The 17,275-nt window shown below is 54.8% G+C and carries 14 protein-coding genes; 11 read left to right on the forward strand and 3 right to left on the reverse strand.

All coding sequences use genetic code 11. From position 1 onward, the window contains the following. The first annotated feature begins 139 nt into the window (after positions 1-139). From H6G52_RS09100 to H6G52_RS09110, 3 genes are all read left to right on the forward strand, one after another. Positions 140-979: an ABC transporter permease gene (locus tag H6G52_RS09100; RefSeq protein ID WP_370567687.1), complete on the forward strand. Its 840-nt coding sequence runs from the start codon at positions 140-142 to the stop codon at positions 977-979. Between the two features lie 148 nt (positions 980-1,127). Then, complete coding sequence (locus H6G52_RS09105) at positions 1,128-1,874, forward strand: ABC transporter ATP-binding protein (RefSeq protein ID WP_190353790.1); 747 nt, start codon at positions 1,128-1,130, stop codon at positions 1,872-1,874. Positions 1,875-1,954: 80 nt separating this feature from the next. After that, positions 1,955-3,175: an acyl-CoA dehydrogenase family protein gene (locus H6G52_RS09110; RefSeq protein WP_190527855.1), complete on the forward strand. Its 1,221-nt coding sequence runs from the start codon at positions 1,955-1,957 to the stop codon at positions 3,173-3,175. Between the two features lie 253 nt (positions 3,176-3,428). Here the strand turns inward: H6G52_RS09110 and H6G52_RS09115 are convergent, their stop codons facing one another. After that, the gene (locus H6G52_RS09115; protein ID WP_099532841.1) at positions 3,429-4,994 is read right to left on the reverse strand and encodes a mechanosensitive ion channel; all 1,566 of its coding nucleotides are present in this window, start codon (positions 4,992-4,994) and stop codon (positions 3,429-3,431) included. Positions 4,995-5,015: 21 nt separating this feature from the next. On the opposite strand from H6G52_RS09115, the gene H6G52_RS09120 reads away from it, so the two are divergent. The 3 genes from H6G52_RS09120 to H6G52_RS09130 all read left to right on the forward strand — a co-directional run bounded on the left by H6G52_RS09120 (position 5,016) and on the right by H6G52_RS09130 (position 8,788). Further along, positions 5,016-5,207, forward strand: a complete 192-nt coding sequence (locus tag H6G52_RS09120) for a hypothetical protein (RefSeq protein WP_190353793.1) — start codon at positions 5,016-5,018, stop codon at positions 5,205-5,207. A 552-nt stretch (positions 5,208-5,759) separates the two neighbouring features. Continuing rightward, positions 5,760-7,202, forward strand: a complete 1,443-nt coding sequence (locus tag H6G52_RS09125) for a DUF3370 domain-containing protein (protein ID WP_099532843.1) — start codon at positions 5,760-5,762, stop codon at positions 7,200-7,202. Between the two features lie 83 nt (positions 7,203-7,285). After that, positions 7,286-8,788 (forward strand): MBOAT family protein, encoded by a 1,503-nt coding sequence (locus H6G52_RS09130; protein ID WP_190527856.1) that lies wholly within the window; start codon positions 7,286-7,288, stop codon positions 8,786-8,788. 76 nt (positions 8,789-8,864) lie between these two features. On the opposite strand, the gene H6G52_RS09135 is transcribed toward H6G52_RS09130, so the two are convergent. Together H6G52_RS09135 and H6G52_RS09140 are read right to left on the reverse strand one after the other, a co-directional pair. Further along, positions 8,865-9,863 (reverse strand): heme o synthase, encoded by a 999-nt coding sequence (locus tag H6G52_RS09135; protein ID WP_190527858.1) that lies wholly within the window; start codon positions 9,861-9,863, stop codon positions 8,865-8,867. Positions 9,864-9,972: 109 nt separating this feature from the next. Further along, positions 9,973-10,938: a heme A synthase gene (locus H6G52_RS09140; protein WP_190527860.1), complete on the reverse strand. Its 966-nt coding sequence runs from the start codon at positions 10,936-10,938 to the stop codon at positions 9,973-9,975. Between the two features lie 597 nt (positions 10,939-11,535). On the opposite strand from H6G52_RS09140, the gene H6G52_RS09145 reads away from it, so the two are divergent. From H6G52_RS09145 to H6G52_RS09165, 5 genes are all read left to right on the forward strand, one after another. Continuing rightward, a complete protein-coding gene (locus H6G52_RS09145) occupies positions 11,536-11,673 on the forward strand; it encodes a hypothetical protein (protein ID WP_190527862.1) in 138 nt (45 codons plus the stop codon). Beyond that, positions 11,670-12,671, forward strand: a complete 1,002-nt coding sequence (locus tag H6G52_RS09150; RefSeq protein WP_190527864.1) for a cytochrome c oxidase subunit II — start codon at positions 11,670-11,672, stop codon at positions 12,669-12,671. The genes H6G52_RS09145 and H6G52_RS09150 overlap by 4 nt, the downstream gene beginning before the upstream one ends. A 94-nt stretch (positions 12,672-12,765) precedes the next feature. After that, a complete protein-coding gene (gene ctaD / locus H6G52_RS09155) occupies positions 12,766-14,442 on the forward strand; it encodes a cytochrome c oxidase subunit I (protein WP_190527866.1) in 1,677 nt (558 codons plus the stop codon). Positions 14,443-14,507: 65 nt separating this feature from the next. Then, a complete protein-coding gene (locus H6G52_RS09160) occupies positions 14,508-15,122 on the forward strand; it encodes a heme-copper oxidase subunit III (protein ID WP_099532848.1) in 615 nt (204 codons plus the stop codon). A gap of 268 nt (positions 15,123-15,390) precedes the next feature. Further along, positions 15,391-17,163, forward strand: coding sequence for a cation:proton antiporter (locus tag H6G52_RS09165; RefSeq protein ID WP_190527868.1), 1,773 nt, complete (start codon positions 15,391-15,393; stop codon positions 17,161-17,163). Positions 17,164-17,275 lie beyond the last annotated feature (112 nt).

The raw sequence follows: 17,275 nt of genomic DNA on the forward strand, positions 1-17,275 counted from the left end.
GACTGATTCCGAGAGTTGGCTTGACTAAGCTATTGAGTAGTCATGAGTAATCAATTGGCGGCTGAAAGCAAGTCAACTCTAAAATCAGACTGGTCAGGCAAATCCGAAAATATGAACCTAGTTGAGGCTTGTCAGAACAGTGACCACCACCATCAAAAGGCAATCTGAGATTAGACGACTGCGGCCCAATCAGAAAATTCGCTGGCGGGATTCATCCATCTTCCAAGGAGGAATTTTGCCAGTAGCTCTACTGCTGACTTGGGAAATTCTTTCGCGACTCAGCATCTTTCCAGAAAACTTGATGCCTGCGCCATCAGCTGTTTTGCTAACACTCTGGCAACTGACAGTTGATGGTCAACTTTTTGGGCATATTGGCATCACGCTTTACAGGGTGCTTTTGGGATTTTTGATTGGTGGTGGTCTCGCAACCATTATTGGTGCTCTGACAGGGTACTTTCGAGTTTTTCATCAATTGTGCGATCCCCTGTTGCAGGCACTGCGGAGTATTCCATCCCTGGCTTGGGTTCCTTTATTTATTCTTTGGCTAGGTATTCAGGAGCCTTCAAAAATAGCCCTGATTGCAGTGGGAGTTTTTTTTCCAGTTTATCTAAATCTGATGACGGGAGTTCGAGAGGTCGATCGCAAGCTGGTTGAGGTTGGCAAGGTATATCGATTAAGCGATTGGGAATCTATTGTGCGAGTTTTTATCCCAGCCACGCTACCAGCTTATTTAGTTGGGTTACGAAGTGGACTGGGATTGGGATGGATGTTTGTGGTTGCTGCTGAAATTATGGGTGCCAGCCAAGGTTTAGGGTTTTTGTTGGTTGATGGACAGGCCACCGGAAGGCCTTCAATTATTTTGGGCAGCATTTTGCTATTCGCAATCATTGGGAAGACCACGGATTTGATTCTTCTGATTTTTGGTAAGCGTCTCTTGTATTGGCAGGATGTTTATGGATCGAGTGAGCAATCTGTTTAGAGCATTGTCCAAGAACGAAAGCATGAAGCATTGTCAAACTATGATGCGGAATTTTTGAAATTTGGGATTCCCAGAGTTTGAATGAATTTGAGCCTCAGTTGGATTGATGAACCTGAATATGACTCGCTGTGAGTGAGGGCTATTGAACATGCTAAAAATTGATGGAGTTGGAAAACAGTTCAGAAATGGTTACATTGCCATTGACAGAATTGATTTGACGCTAGAACCGGGTGAAATTGTTGGATTAGTCGGTGCTAGCGGCTGTGGCAAAAGTACTCTGCTGCGAATTATTGCCGGTCTGGAGCATCCGAGCCTGGGGCAAGTTCTGATTGACGATGAGGTGATCCGAAAACCACATCCCAAGGTGAGCACGATCTTTCAGGAACCGCGCTTAATGCCTTGGCTGACAGTTCGTCAAAATATTGCCTTTGGCTTGTCAAAATTACCGCCTCCGGTTCGTGATGAGCTGACCACTGATGCCATTGCACGGGTTGGTTTATGCCAGTTTGCGGATGCACTTCCTCGACAGTTATCAGGTGGGATGGCGCAGCGTGTGGCGATCGCCCGTGCTTTAGTGACTCGTCCATCGATTCTTTTGCTGGATGAACCATTTAGCGCCTTGGATGCGTTTACTCGCCTCAAGCAACAAGATCATTTGCTGGATCTGTGGCAAGAGAATCGCCCAACTTTGTTACTCGTAACCCACGATGTTGAAGAGGCGGTGCTACTCAGCGATCGAGTGATTGTTTTGCAATGTCCTGGACGGGTTTATCGAGAGTTCACCATCGATTTACCACGTCCTCGATCGCGCACAAGTCTGGAATTTCAGCGTTGGAAGATCGAAATTCTAGATGCACTCAACTTTTCTAGGGAGCTACAGTTGGCAAATCGTTAAACCCAAATCTCAGAGCTACTTGAGTTGGCTTGCTGAGTAAATTGCAGTTGATGACCGATTTCCCGATCGCCAAGGACATTATGACGAACTTAAGACCTGAAAGATCTAGTGTTTTGGTTAGCGATTGGACTGAGCAAAACCGGCTTGACCCGTTGGCAGTTGCTCGATCTTTAGCAGAAGATTTTTCGACAACGGTGATTGAGCGAGACGCAGCCGGCGTGACTCCCCTGCTTGAGCGCAATTGCCTACGTCACAGCGGACTCTTGAAGCTAATCATTCCCAGCTCTGCCGGTGGCTGGGGAGAAAGTTGGATTCTGGCAATGCGAATTAGTCGCGAATTTGCCAAGGTAGATAGCTCGATCGCCCATATCTACTCCTACCACAACTTGGGAGTGATCATTCCTTACCTATTTGGAACTGTTCAGCAACGAGATTATTACTATCAAGAAACTATTCAACAAAATTGGTTTTGGTGTAATGCGCTCAATCCCCTAGACCACAATCTCAAGTTAAGTCGAGAGGGTGGGATCTATCGCCTGAATGGATTTAAAACATTTTGCTCAGGAGCCAAAGACTCGGATATTTTGCCGACCATGGCCACTGAAGAAGCATCCGGCAAGCAGGTCATTGCCATTTTGCCTACGAGACGTGCTGGAATTGAGCTGCAAAATAATTGGGACAATATTGGGCAACGCCAGACCGATAGCGGCAGCGTTGTTTTTAACAATGTTTTGGTGAAGCCGGAAGAAATTTTGGAAGACCAAACTCAAGTCAATCAGCCATTCCGAACCATTCGGGCCTGTTTGACACAACTCAACTTAGCCAATATTTACTTAGGAATTGCACTGGGGGCGTTAGATAGCGCCAAGCTTTACACTCGCCATTGCACTCGTCCTTGGCCCACTGCCGGAGTGCCCACCGCTGGCGACGATCCCTATATCCTTCAACGATATGGTCAATGGTGGGCTGGGTTGGAGGCGGCTACGGCGCTTTGTGACCGGGCGGCTGAGCGCTTGCAAAACGCTTGGGATCGCAGTTGGGCCCTGTCATCGGAGGAGCGAGCTGAGTGCGCCCTGGCAATTGCCTCGGCTAAGGTGGTTACCCACCAGGTTGGATTGGATGTGACGAGTGGAATTTTTGAGGCGATGGGTGCGCGATCGAGCAGTCGATGCTACGGGTTTGATCAGTTCTGGCGTAACCTCCGAACCTTCACGCTTCATGATCCGATTGATTACAAGATCAAAGCCCTTGGCGATTGGGTTTTGAATGAGCGCTTACCGAAGCCTGACTTTTATCTTTAGGGTTTTTATCTTTAGGGTTTTTATCTTTAGGTTTTTAGGCTAGGGTTTCGGGTTTCTGAAGACTAACCGCAAGAATGCACCAAGCATTTCTGTCCTAGTTTTGCCGGGTGGGACAAGGGGTTTAAACCCCTTGTCTTTGTTTTTGGTCATTTCCCAACGCCAGGATCAGCACATTGGGAATTGGCTAACAACCTTTGGCGCTGACGATCGCGCTGGAAATCGCACTAATCACACCAAAGGTTAGCGCTTGAGGTTAGCGCTTGAGGTTATTGATCCATTCGCGGAGTTGCTCGCTGGCCACATCACGGCCGCCCAAACCGAAGGCGATCGCGCTGGCCACGGCCACTGCGCCCAAGATCAAACCAAAGGCCAGGTTCACAATATCCGGGGCAATTCCCATCTGTTGCAGCGCCATGGCCCCCACCAACACAATGATCGCCAAGCGGGCCACTTGAGCCAGCAGGGTGGCTTGGCGAGAACCGGGCATGGCAATCACTCGGTAAGCCAAGTTAGCCAGGTACAGGCCCACGGCAAAAATCAAGGCCCCAACGAGCACTTGACCGAGGATGGTGGTTAGCCCCGCAACGAGGGCTGTCAGTTCCGGCACTTTCAGGCTGTCGATCGCGGCGATCGCGGCAAACAGCATGATGCCCACCAGGGTGATGATCCCGGCAATATCCGAAGGAGACTTGGCCCCCACGGTCATGGGCAGCCCTAAGGCGAGGGGCATGTTATTGAAGCCCACACCACTCAGGAAATTGCTGACCAAATTGGCCACAAACCGCCCGATCGCATAGGCGATCGCCAGAATAATCACGGCCCGCAGAATATACGGAATTGCCAGCAGAATTTCATTCAGCATGGCCACGGCGGGTTCCGAAATGGCCTGGATTTGCAGCTCTTGCAAAACCGAAATGGCCGTAACGATCAAAATCACCGTGTAGGCAATGGTTCCCGCAATCCAAGACAGACTTTGGGTTCCTGCCAATCCGCTGAGGCCAATGCGGTAACCGAGGCGATCGACCCCTGCCGATCCAAGGAAGTTGGTCAACACCACCCGCACCAGTCGAGCAATGAACCAACCGATCGCCCCCACCAGCACCGCCTTAAAGATTCGTGGCAGCGCTTCTAGCACCTGCGCCACGGCCCCTTGAATTGGCTCCAGCGGCCCTTGCAAGGCCAAGGCATCCAGCACAAAAGGCAGGAACAGCAGCAGAATCAGCCAGTAGAGGATATTGCCGAGGGTTTCGTTCAGCAGAATCGGACTGCTGCCGCCCATTTGACTCGCCAAGCGATCGTCTAGGGAAAAGCGCTGTAGCCCTCGGGTGAGCAGCAGTTTCACCACCGTGGCCACAAGCCAAGCCAACGCCGTGAGAATCAGGGCGCTAAAGATGCGCGGGGCATAGCCCAGAATCTCCCCTAAAAAGCGCTGAAGGGGGGTTGAAGCCGCCTGCAGACCGACCGCATCCAGGAAAACCAAAATGGCAAAGAGCATGATCGTCCAAAAGGCGATCGCCCCGGCCCAGTTTTCGATCGGGACAAGGGTGGCATCGTTAGCCGACTGACCCGACAGCCAACCCGACAGCCGCCGCCCCACATCCAGTCGGCTGAGGAGGTGGCGCACCACGCTGGCCACCAAAATAGCCAACAGCCAGCCCACCAACAGGGCCACCAGCCCCCGCACCAGGCCATTCAAGAAGGGGGCCACATCCGGACTCGTGCCCGGAATTGGGGGCACTTGGGCCGAATACAGGGCCGCAGCCCCGGGCAAAGCAAGGGCTGGGGGCATAGAAACGATTTGCCAAATTGCGATTGTCATGGATTGTGATGCTCCAGTGGAATGCACCTGAAGGGATGGAAGGGCCACCACGATCGGGCTGTTACCCTTGGCCCCGCCCCAAGTTTGGGGATTGGGGGACAGTTGGCCGATCGCGGCGATCGCTGGGCCCCCATGGGCGAAACCCACTGGGGGCCAATTGGGGCCACCAGCACCATTCCATCAGGCTTCAAAGCACAGCTAGTAACGGGTTGAGCCGCCTTGGCCGTTGCGATACCGTAAGGCTAACAGATGGATTACGGAAGGTCTCTGGGAAACAAGCGGTTCAAGGGGCCCAATCACGCCGTTGGCTGGCGGTGGCCAACAGGCTCAAAACTTGCAAACAGGCGGTTGTTGGCATCCCGGGCGCGGGATCAGGTTTCTGGAGATCCGTCCGGGGGCATTCACCCCCCAATAGAAAATGTTAAAGTTTGGGGCGTTTCTCTCAGGATTTCGATCAACAGAAAACGCCGGTAGTCCACAATTCTCCAACGGTCTCCGCCGTCTTCTGTGGTTCACTGAGGTTTCAGCCCCTTTCACCCCGGGTTTTTCGATCGCTGACCCCCTCAAACACCCCCGATCCAGGCATACTGGTCAACGGCTTAAAAATAGCCCTTTTCCAGTTCAGCCTCCGTCGGCCGGCCGGTGCATGGAATTGGATCCATCAGCGTTTTGCTCTGTTTTTCTGGGCCGAAACAGCGGCTAATGGCCGTCTGTGCCTCAGGCCATGCCCGCACCACTCCATTCCTAGTATTTGCCTTCGAGTCCATGCTCTCTCTGCTCCTTGGCTTGTTTCCGCTCCAGGTGGGGCCCGTCGCTCAACTGCCCCCGATCGAACAGGCCGAACCCGATTCCCCAGGGAACCGGGAGGCCGCAGAAGATGAAATTTTGGCTCCGCAGCCCGTGCGGCGGCGAGAGATTACCCAGCGCCATCAGGTGCGATCGCTCCCCGGGCGGCTGGACAACGTGCCGGTTTTTAACAGCAACAGCCCTGAAGTGGTGCTGACGGAAGGGATTTTGCTGTCCACTTTTCCGGCCAACGGCATGGCCGTGCCTTCTGCGCACCTAAACTATGCCTTTCAGGGGCGGTTTGATATTTTTTCGCATCACATTTCCCGGGCGGCGGCCTATCAGGAAGGGCGCACGCTGTTTCAGGGCGTGATGGTCTATAACCCGGGGCCGCGCACCGTTGAGGTGAACATTCGCGAATCCGCGAGCTATATCAGCCGGTTTGAAGCGCCCTTTAAACCCTTGCCGGCCTATCTGGAAGACCCGATCGGGGCAATCTATTCTGGCTCTGGCAGCCGCGTGGTGGGGGATGTGTTGCGCGGTCGGCGGCGGGGCCTGCTGCGATCGAATCTGCGGCTAGGGCCTCGGGAAGCAGAAATGGTGGTGAATTCCCCGATTCCAGTGGGCAAAATCACCCCCTCCTCCAATACCCGATCGACCCTGATTCGGGCCGAGTCCAATGGGCCGGTCTATCTGGCCAGTTTGGCCATGTTCTCGCCCAAGACCCCCGACGGCCGCGAACAAATTCCCAGCCTGCGGGAGTGGCAATACCTGCTGGTGCGCAGCGGTCTTTCGGGCCCGCGTGATGTGGCTCCCACTTCCTTGAGCTTAGCGGAAACCAGTGCTCGATTCTTCTATGGCCGAGTGGCCGGCGTGGCCAAAGGGTCGCGCTGGGAGGCCACCCTCACGGATCCGGGGGTGAATGAACTGCGAGTGCCTACTGATGGCGGAGCCATTTCCTACCCGATCGCCACCTTGCCCCGAGGAACGTTGGGCACGCGCCAGGTTCAAAGTGCGCCCATGGTGGCCCGCTATCCCGACACGGCCTATCTGGCCCACGGTAATTACGGGGTGCAATATAGCTTGACCTTGCCCTTAACCAATCGCACCGGCAGCCCGCAACAGGTGGCAATTTTGTTTCAAACTCCTTTGAAGGAAGACGGGCCGAGCGATCAACTACGATTTTTGGAGCCGCCCGAAGAGCGGGTCTTTTTCCGGGGGCCCATTCGGTTGCAGTACCAAGATGATTTGGGCAATCCGATCGATCGTTTCATCCATGTGGTGCAACATCGGGGTGAACAGGGGCAACCCCTCGCCACCTTGAACCTACGACCCGGTTCCAAGCGGGTGGTGCAGGTGAATTTTCTCTATCCGCCCGATGCCACACCGCCCCAAGTGCTGACGGTGCAATCCATCCGTTAGGGGCGATCAGCCCTGAGTCGTCGATTTGGATTTCTGGGCAACGGCCAGCCCTATCATTCGGGGGAAGCAACGGGGGGCATTCCATGACATTTCTGTCGCAAGTCTATGGTTGGCTGCTGATTTCAACGGTGGGCCTGTTTTGGCTGCTGCCCTGGCGATCGGGGCGATGGGGCCTGCTGTTGGTTGCCAGTCTGATTTTTTATGGGCTGCGGCAACCCCTCTACGTTCCTCTGTTGTTGGTGGGCGTGGCCCTGAACTACAGCTTGGGCTGGATGTTGCGGACCGATCGGCGATCGATTCGACATTACGTGGGCGGGCCCAACCCGGAAGCCCGACAGCGACAGCGAAAACGCCTGCTATGGGTGGGCATTGGCCTCAATTTGCTGTTGTTGTTTGGGTTTAAATATGTGCCCTTTGCCCTCAACTCCCTGGGCTGGGCGTTCCAGAATCCGCCCCTGTTGGATGCGGCTAATTGGGTCGATCGAATCGAAGCGCCCCTCGGCATTAGCTTTTTTTGCTTTGAATGTATTGCTTATCTTGTGGATGTCTATCGCGGTGCGCCTCCGGCCCGCAATTGGCTGAAATTTTGTACCTATAAGCTCTTTTTCCCAAAGCTCATTTCCGGGCCGATTGTCCGCTATCACGGCTTGGCGAGCCAACTGGAAGAGTTAGACCAGCCGCGCAATCCCCGGGCTGAACAAATCACCGAAGGTCTGTGGCTGATTGCCTGTGGTGCCATCAAAAAGGGACTGATTGCCGATTCCTTGGGCCTGTGGGTTCGCACAATCTTCAGCCCCGGAACCCTGGAGCGGGCGGGCAGCGGGGACTTGTGGTTGGCGATCGGGGCCTATGGTTTCCAGCTCTATCTGGACTTCAGCGGCTATGTGGACATCGCCCGAGGAAGCGCGATGTTGCTCGGGATTCAACTGCCCCAAAATTTTGATTTTCCCTACCTCAGCACCAGCATTGCGGACTTTTGGCGACGCTGGCACATCACCCTTGGCGACTGGCTCCGAAATTATCTCTACATTCCTTTGGGGGGGTCTCGCCAAGGCCTGGTTCGCACCTGCATCAACCTAATGATCGTGATGTTATTGGGTGGCCTGTGGCATGGGGACAACTGGGGCTATGTGCTGTGGGGTGGGGCCCATGGGCTGGCTTTGGCGGTGCATCGGTTGGTGGATGCGGCTTCCCACCGTTTCAGTCCCCTGGCGGCCCTGTGGGCCCATCCAGCGGGGGTGGCTCTGGCTTGGGGCCTGACGCAACTGATGGTGTTTTTGAGCTGGGTGCTGATTCGGTTGCCGGACTGGAGCCAGTCAAGCTTGGTGTTTCAACACCTTTGGGGCCGATCGAGCGATGGGGCTTTTCTAGAAAAGGTTTATGACGAAGCGTTGGGGTTGGATCCTTGGCGGTTGGGCGCGGCCTTGGGGGCGATCGCGCTGCTGATGGTGGTGGCTTGGTTTGGTCAACGGGGCCTGCGGTTGCAGCTCACACAGCCGGTAAAAATCGCCCTCGTCCCCATCTGCCTTTATCTGGTCTGGATTCTGGGGCCCGAGGGCGTACCGTTTATTTACTTTGACTTCTAGGCCTAACTTCTGGGACTAACTTCTAGGTCTCGTTGGGCCTCGCTAGCCCTTGCGAGACCCTTGGGGCCTTGGGTCACTAGGCCGCGATCGCCAGCCAGAGAGATTGCACTTGGTCAAACAAAGCCAGTTGCAGGCTGTGGGTGACCGGTAACCCAGCCAAAACGGCTCCGGCACAGAGCAGCATCAGGTAGCCGATCGAGTATTTGAACAGATCCCGTGCCACGGCGCGATCGCTCGGTAGGGCCAGCAGTTGCCAGGACTTTTGCACCAAAATGCTCCCTAAAATCAGGGCGATCACCCCGTAGAGCCAACCGGTTTCGCCCAAGGGCCAAGCCAACGCCAAGGTCAAAGGAACCAGGGCGATCGAGTAACCCAGAATTTGCTTAGCCGTGGCCTCGTCGCCACTCACCACCGGCAGCATGGGCACACCCACGCTGGCGTAGTCATCCCGAATCATCAAAGCCAGCGCCCAGAAGTGCGGCGGAGTCCAGAGGAAAATAATCCAAAACAGCGCCCAGGCGGGCCAATCCAGCGTGCCCGTCACGGCGGCCCAACCCACCAGGGGCGGAATGGCCCCCGCCGCGCCGCCAATCACGATGTTGTGGGGACTGTGGCGTTTCAGCCAGTGGGTATAGACCACCACATAGCAGCCAATTCCCGCCATCGCCAACAAAGCCGCCAGCAGATTGGCCATCCAGGTCAGCAGCCCAAAGGACGCAACGCCCAGGACGATCGCGAATATCAGAGCATCGCGGGGGCGAATTTGCCCGGAGGGAATTGGGCGCTTTTGGGTGCGCACCATGATCGAATCAATGTCGCGATCATAAAAACAGTTGATCGCATTAGCGGAACCGGCAGCCAAGGCCCCACCAGCCAGGGTTGCCAAAAACAGCACCGGATCCACATCACCCCCGCCAGCCAGGGCCATGGCCGCTGCGGTGGAAATCAGCAGCAACACAATGATCCGGGGCTTGGTGAGCTGAATATAGCTCCGAACGATCGACCCGGCTCGCTGCCAGGGCGACGCAGCCGCTTCCTCGGTCATGTTCGACAGGTTTTGCACAATTTCTTGCATAGCAGCTATTCCGGCAACATCAACAACCAGCGAGTTCTTGGGAGTTCTTGGAAATTCTTGGGGAATTCTTGGGGAATTCTTGGGGAATTCTGGGCGAGGCCTGAGCTGTTTAGGCTGTCAGACCATCGGGCGACTCCCGCAACCGATCGCGCCCGGCCCAAACCGTGAAGGCCACCAGCGAAGCCAACAGGGCCGCCGCGATCGCCTCATGCAGCACCGTTAGCCCTGCCACCCGCAATTGAAAGTGATAGGTGCTGTAACCAATGGCCAATTGCGCCACCAACAACAGGGCGATCAGGCTCCGGAGGGAACGGAGGCGCGGATTCAAAGCCGGGGTGCGCCAAGCCATGATCAGCAAAATGCCAATGGTCAAGACGGCGGGCACAATGCCCCAAAAGTGGGTGTGGAGAACGCCGCAGAGCTGATCGCCCTCCAGGCATTGGTGTACCGCCCAGCGCGATCCGACAATGCCACCGATCAGGCTTTGGACATCGATCGCGATCGCCGCCAGCAGGGCCCAACCCGCCAAGCCGGCCGCCGTGCCCGAAGCCTGTTGGGGAGTCAGGCCCGCCGCGATCGCGACCAACAGGGCCAAAAATGCCAACGCCGTCCCCAAGTGCGCCGTCACCACGTCAAACCGCAGCAACTCCGTCACCGTCAGGGCCCCCAGCCCCGCTTGCAACACCACCAGGGCCAGGGCCGCCACCGTTGCCGGAACCACCCAACCGGGCAGTTCTCGCCGAAACCGAACTGCCGTGCCCGCCAAGCCCAGGGCTCCAAAGGCCACCACTGCTGCATCCAGTCGGTGGAACCATTCCAAAAACACCTGCCAATTCATCTGGGCCCAGGGAACCGCCTGGCCGTAGCAGAGGGGCCAATCGGGACAGGCGAGACCCGCATTAGCCACGCGGGTGGCCGAGCCGATCGCCATCAGCAACCAGGCCGCCACCGCCAGCCGCTTGGCCAACCACCGCACTCGATCGCTTCCCAAAGATGAATTGACCTCGGCGATCGCGATCGAGGTCTTCACCGATTCGGGAGAATGCCCCGCCTGATGAAACACGGTTTCCGCCATAGGAATTCTTAAGAAAATCTTGAGTCTAAAAAGCAGCAATGAGGTGCATCGCCACCATAACTCAGTTCCGAAAATTGCGGAAATGTCATGTCAAAGATTGCAACACGTTGCAATGTACAACAATTAGCCGATTCGACCTAAAATTCGCTGCCAACTAACGGTAAGCTCATCAAGAACTGACCATTTGATCAAAATTTGTCCCCAAGAAAGCGTTACATATCAAACGATTTTTGATTTAGTTTGTATTGTAAATAACAGCTTTTCCAGGACTGTCACCCTTCGTCCCCCTAGGGTGATTTTCAGCCCAATCCTCAAATAATCCCTAGATATTGATGTATCAATGGGCGATCGCCCCAAGATTTCAAGATTTTTGGCAACCGATGAGTTCGCACAATCTAGAGCATGTTAATTGTTGATGACAAATCACGGCCAGAATCGCTGAAAATCACCATCGCCAGACTCCAGGAAACCCAAAGATTTCCTAAAGGTTGTTAACGGCAAAGAGAATCCTAAAGATATTTAAAAATATTGACAAACCAAATCAGCTCCCTGAAAAAAACGTCTACCTTTGAAGGCAGTAACGCAGTGGCAAGCGCAATGGGCCGCTGCCCCCGCTCCTTTCCCCTTCGTTGGCCGCCGCCCTCGCTTGGCCGTTGGCCCCCAACGGAGGAGCAGACCTGTCCCGATCGCCTGTTGCCCTTTGCCTTTGCAGTCTTGCGTGACGCACCACCATGAATGTTCCTAGTACGATCCTGACCCTGCTGATGGGCATTGGCTTGACGCTAATCAGCCTTTGGGTTGGGCAAAACTATCATTTCCTGCTGCCGGTGTCGGCTACGGACGTGTCGCCCGAGGTCGATCGCCTGTTTGGGGCCATGTTGACCATTGCCACGGGCCTTTTTCTGCTGGTGCAAGGATGCTTGATTTATGCGATCCTGCGCTTTCGGCGCAAGCCCGGCGATGACACCGACGGCCCGCCCATCCGGGGCAACATTCCCCTAGAGATCCTTTGGACTGCGATCCCCGCCGTGATCTGTTTGGGCATCTCGGTCTTTAGCTTTGATGTGTATAACTCCATGGGAGGCTTGGATCCGATGGCCAGTGGAGCCGGGATGGGCATGGCCCACCACCACGGCCACCACACCGCGATCGCCGCCACGTTGGATGAGGCCCCGGCCATGAATGGTACGGAAGTGGCTCTAGGGCTGGGGGCAGCTCCCGGCTCCCAAGGCCAAGCCCCCGACTTGCAAGTCAATGTGCAGGGGCTGCAATACGCCTGGATCTTTAACTACCCTGACTTGAACGTGATGGCGGGGGAACTGCATGTGCCCGTGGGTCAGGATGTGCAGCTCAACATTTCCGCCATGGATGTGTTGCACGCCTTCTGGATTCCGCAGTTTCGGATTAAGCAGGATGCGATCCCCGGTCGCCCCACACAATTACGCTTCCGGGCAACCCAGCCAGGCCGCTACCCGATCGTTTGCGCCGAGCTTTGCGGTTCCTTCCATGGGGCAATGCGCACCGAAGTACTGGTGCAAACACCGGAAGAGTATGAAGCCTGGGTGGCAAGCGTAATGCCCGAGGCGGAAACCACGGAAACGGGCCAAGGATCAGCGGTGACCCTGGCGCAAAATCCTCAAAATTTGACGGATTCGGAATATTTACAGGTTTACAGCGATCGGCTGGGGATCGAGACCCGTTCGATCGCCCAATTAGCCCCCGCTGCGCTGTAACCAGCGGTCACCCTTGGCCTCAGCATCCGGGCTGGGCTGAATTGACATCCAACTTTTCGGTTTTTGTTGTTTCTTGTTGTCTCTTGTCGTTGCTATGGCTCCAGCAGAACTCAGAACGCCCGGCGCGATCGAACCCGATCCCGAACCCTGGCAACGGTTTTTTAGCTTCAGCGTCGATCACAAAGTCATCGGCATTCAATACCTTGTCACCAGCTTTTTCTTCTTCCTAATTGGTGGAGCCTTGGCCACCGCCGTGCGCGTGGAGTTGGCCACTCCGGAAGTGGATTTCGTGAGCCGCGAACTCTACAACCAACTCTTCACCATCCATGCAACGGTGATGATTTTTTTGTGGATTGTGCCGGCCGGAGCAGGCTTTGGCAACTATCTCATTCCCCTGATGATTGGGGCCAAGGATATGGCCTTTCCTCGGCTCAACGCGATCGCCTTTTGGATGATTCCGCCAGCCGGGCTGCTGCTGATTGCTAGCTTTTTTGTGCCCACCGGAGCCGCCGCCGCCGGCTGGACTTCCTATCCTCCCCTCAGCCTGGTCAGTGGCCAATGGGGTGAACTAATTTGGATCCTCAGCATTTTGCTGTTGGGAACCTCCTCCATTTTGGGTGGGATCAACTTTGCAGCCACCATCCTCAAAATGCGCATCCCCGGCATGACGTTAAATGACATGCCGCTGTTTTGTTGGGCCATGTTGGCCGCTTCCATTTTGATTTTGATGTCCACCCCGGTGCTGGCTGGCGCATTGGTGCTGTTGTCCTTTGATTTGATGGCGGGAACGGCCTTTTTTAACCCCACTGGGGGCGGCGACCCGATCGTCTATCAGCACATGTTTTGGTTCTATTCCCACCCAGCGGTTTACATCATGATCCTGCCGCTGTTTGGAGCCATTTCCGAAATTTTGCCCGTCCATGCTCGCAAACCGATTTTTGGTTACAAGGCGATCGCCTACTCCAGCATTGCCATCAGTTTGTTGGGCTTGATTGTTTGGGCACACCACATGTTCACCAGTGGCACACCGGCATGGTTGCGGATGTTTTTCATGATTGCCACCATGATCATCGCCGTGCCCACCGGAATCAAAGTGTTTGGTTGGGTGGCCACCATTTGGGGTGGCAAATTGCGGCTGAATTCCGCCATGCTGTTTGCGATCGGGTTTGTGTCGATGTTTGTGGTGGGTGGTCTCAGCGGTGTGATGATTGCCTCCGTGCCCTTTGACATCCACGTTCACGACACCTATTTCATCGTTGCCCACCTGCACTACGTGTTGTTTGGCGGCAGTGTGTTTGGTCTCTACGCGGCCCTTTACCACTGGTTCCCCAAAATGACCGGGCGAATGTTAAATGAACCCTGGGGAAAAGTACATTTTGTTTTGACCCTGGTGGGTTTCAATCTTTGCTTTTTGCCCATGCATTACTTGGGCTTGATGGGAATGCCCCGACGGGTGGCGGAATATGATCCGCAATTTTCAACGGTGAATGCAATTTGCAGCATCGGTTCCTATATTTTGGCTGTATCTACCATTCCGTTCCTGGTGAATGCGGTTTATTCCTGGGTGGCTGGCGAAAAGGCTTCGGCTAATCCTTGGAATGCTTTGACATTGGAGTGGACGGTTTCTTCGCCGCCGCCTGAGCACAATTTTGTGGGTCAACCGGTTTTGAAAACGGGCCCCTATGATTACGGGGTGACAAAACGGGGTGAGAGCCGCAAGCCAATTTCGCAACTGAAGGCTTCTGATATTTTGAGTGGCTCAACACGCTAGGAATTTGGATTTTCATCTGGATTTCAAGATAGCCGTTCCATTGTCCTTCTTTCTTTTGGGTTTCTATGCAAGGTTCCGCAGTTGATTCTCAACAGTCGATCGCCCTCGAAAGCACTAGCCATGGCAGCGAGGAACATCATCCCGATTTGCGGCTGTTTGGCATTGCTCTGTTTTTGGTGGCGGAGGCGATGATCTTTTTGGGCCTGTTTGCGGCCTATTTAACCTTTCGATCGGTTGCGCCCAGTTGGCCCCCGGAAGGCACGCCAAAGCTGGAACTATTATTGCCAGGCATTAACACCCTAATTCTGATTTCCAGTAGCTTCGTGATCCACAAGGGTGATGATGCCATTCGGGCCAATGATGTGAAGGGAATGCGCCTATGGTTTGGGATCACAGCCGCCATGGGGGCCATCTTTTTGGTAGGGCAGCTCTATGAATATTTCCACTTGGAATTTAGCCTGACCACCAATCTGTTTGCGAGCACTTTTTATGTGCTAACGGGTTTCCATGGACTGCACGTTTGCTTTGGGCTGTTTTTGATTTTGGCGGTGTTGTGGCGATCGCGCCGTGAAGGTCATTACAGCAACCAAAGTAAGTTTGGGATCGAAGCAGCCGAACTCTACTGGCACTTTGTGGATGTGGTGTGGATTGTGTTGTTTGCGCTGTTGTATTTGCTGTAGCTGTGTTTGCTGTAGCTGTACTGACCGCAAGAACGTAGGGGCGATCGGGTGAACATTGGTTAAAACATTAGTTAACCTTTGCCCCCAAACCCATCCCAAACTAGCGACCCAAATGAGGGCGATCGGGAGGAAATTCCTGATCGCTCTCTGTGCTGAATGGGCGATCACTGAAGCACTTCACCGTTTCGTTAAGGAATCTTACATTTTTCGTAAATTCCGTTAATGTAAGAGCAGTACCTTACGCAATTAGCCCGGGATCGCGCTCAGGATGGCTATTGAACACGGCATTGTTCTTGACTTTGCAACCGTCCTTGGAACCTCCGCTATTGGCGGATATATCGCCAATAAGCTCCGACAGCCGGTTATTTTGGGCTATTTGGTGACGGGTCTCATTATTGGTCCCTTCGGCTTGCAATTACTCAGCGATGCAGCCCAAACTGAAGCCCTCGCGGAAATTGGGGTGGCGTTTCTGCTGTTTGCGTTGGGGATGGAATTTTCTCTCTCAGAATTGGGGCGCGTTCGCAAAATTGCGATCGAGGGCAGCCTGCTGCAACTGGGCTTAACCACCGCGATCGTGGCGGCGGCCACCACGCTCACCGGCTGGGCGAAGGATTTGCCAGAGGGGGTGTTTTTGGGGGTGGTGTTGGCCCTGTCGTCAACGGCGGTGGTGCTAAAAACCTTGAGCGATCGGGGCGAAACCAACACCCCCCATGGTCAAGTGATGCTGGCGATTCTGATTGCCCAGGACATCGCCTTGGGACTCATGTTGGCGGTGCTGCCCGCCTTGACCCAACCGGAAGACTTGGGGCAGGCGTTGGCGATCGCCTTGCTGAAGGCCTCGGCTTTTTTGGGGGCGGCCATCCTGGCGGGTAAGTGGGTTGTGCCGCGCTTAATGAGCGCAGTGGCGGCCACGGAAAGTAATGAAATTTTCTTGCTGACCACGATCGCCTGGTGTTTGGGCGTAGCTTTCGTGACGGCGGAACTGGGGCTGTCGATCGAAATGGGAGCCTTTGTGGCGGGTGTGACGATTGCCGAACTCGACCAGGCCGATCAAGCCCTCTCGAAAATTTTGCCGTTGCGGGACACCTTCGCTAGCCTCTTTTTTGCCTCGATCGGGATGTTAATTGATCCCCACCTTTTGATCGAAGAAATTTTTCCCATTTTGGGACTGGTGGTGTTAGTAATGATCGGCAAAGCGGCGATCGTCACTCCAGTGGTTTTGCGATTTGGCTATTCCTTTAAAACGGCAGTTTTTGCCGGATTTGGCATTAACCAAATTGGAGAATTTTCCTTCATTTTGGCGGCCCAAGGTTTGGCCATGGGCTTAATTGATAAAAAGCTGTATTTGCTGCTACTAGGAACCACCGCGATCGCCCTAATGCTCACTCCGCTGTCTTTGGCCACCGCGCCTTGGATCGTGGAAGTGGCGGGGCGTTGGTCTTGGGTTAACAAGTATTTTTCGGGTCTGGGGGAGCCAAAATTAACCTCCATGCCGGACGAACTGGCTGGGCAAGTGGTGGTGGCGGGCTATGGGCGAATTGGTCAAACCATCGTCAAAGTTTTGCGCGATCAAGGCTATCCAGTTTTGGTGATTGACAATAGCGAAGCAGTCATTAACAAACTGCGGGAAGCGAAAATTCCTTACCTATTTGGGGATGCGGATTCGGAGTTGGTGTTAGAAAAAGCCAGGATCGATCGTGCCAAGGCCCTGGCGATTGCGTTACCCGATCCCGCCAGTACCCGCTTGGTGTTGCAACATGCCCTGAAGATTGCCCCGGATTTGGATGCGATCGCCCGGGCCCGCGATGGCGCGGAAATTGAGCGGCTGACCAATTTGGGAGCCAAAGAGGTGGTGCAACCGGAGTTTGAAGCGGCTCTGGAACTGACTTCTCATCTGCTGCTCACCTTGGGGGAAGACAGCGACGATGTGCGCCAACTGACGGGGACGATTCGCCAAGACTGCTACGGCATCAACCCACCCCCCCAAACCTTAGCCATTGAGCCGCAGGCCGAGCCGGAACCCCAGGAAATGGCGGCCTAAAAGGCTGTTGAGATCTAAAACACCGTTGAGGGCTACGGCCCAGCGATCGCCCGGGAGCAACCGGCTCGATCGACCCGAGAGCTGTTGATGACCCTCCACAGGCGACGCAGGC

The sequence above is a fragment of the Limnothrix sp. FACHB-881 genome (assembly GCF_014698135.1).
Taxonomy (GTDB): Bacteria; Cyanobacteriota; Cyanobacteriia; order CACIAM-69d; family CACIAM-69d; genus CACIAM-69d.

Excerpts from the sequence above, each read along its gene's own strand:
- ctaD (WP_190527866.1), top strand. The coding sequence starts at position 12,766 with ATGGCTCCAGCAGAACTCAGAACGCCCGGCGCGATCGAACCCGATCCC.
- H6G52_RS09120 (WP_190353793.1), top strand. The coding sequence starts at position 5,016 with ATGCACCTGAAGGGATGGAAGGGCCACCACGATCGGGCTGTTACCCTT.
- H6G52_RS09160 (WP_099532848.1), top strand. The coding sequence starts at position 14,508 with ATGCAAGGTTCCGCAGTTGATTCTCAACAGTCGATCGCCCTCGAAAGC.
- H6G52_RS09145 (WP_190527862.1), top strand. The coding sequence starts at position 11,536 with ATGGGCCGCTGCCCCCGCTCCTTTCCCCTTCGTTGGCCGCCGCCCTCG.
- H6G52_RS09165 (WP_190527868.1), top strand. The coding sequence starts at position 15,391 with ATGGCTATTGAACACGGCATTGTTCTTGACTTTGCAACCGTCCTTGGA.
- H6G52_RS09150 (WP_190527864.1), top strand. The coding sequence starts at position 11,670 with ATGAATGTTCCTAGTACGATCCTGACCCTGCTGATGGGCATTGGCTTG.
- H6G52_RS09115 (WP_099532841.1), bottom strand. The coding sequence starts at position 4,994 with ATGACAATCGCAATTTGGCAAATCGTTTCTATGCCCCCAGCCCTTGCT.
- H6G52_RS09110 (WP_190527855.1), top strand. The coding sequence starts at position 1,955 with ATGACGAACTTAAGACCTGAAAGATCTAGTGTTTTGGTTAGCGATTGG.
- H6G52_RS09135 (WP_190527858.1), bottom strand. The coding sequence starts at position 9,863 with ATGCAAGAAATTGTGCAAAACCTGTCGAACATGACCGAGGAAGCGGCT.
- H6G52_RS09130 (WP_190527856.1), top strand. The coding sequence starts at position 7,286 with ATGACATTTCTGTCGCAAGTCTATGGTTGGCTGCTGATTTCAACGGTG.
- H6G52_RS09125 (WP_099532843.1), top strand. The coding sequence starts at position 5,760 with ATGCTCTCTCTGCTCCTTGGCTTGTTTCCGCTCCAGGTGGGGCCCGTC.
- H6G52_RS09105 (WP_190353790.1), top strand. The coding sequence starts at position 1,128 with ATGCTAAAAATTGATGGAGTTGGAAAACAGTTCAGAAATGGTTACATT.
- H6G52_RS09140 (WP_190527860.1), bottom strand. The coding sequence starts at position 10,938 with ATGGCGGAAACCGTGTTTCATCAGGCGGGGCATTCTCCCGAATCGGTG.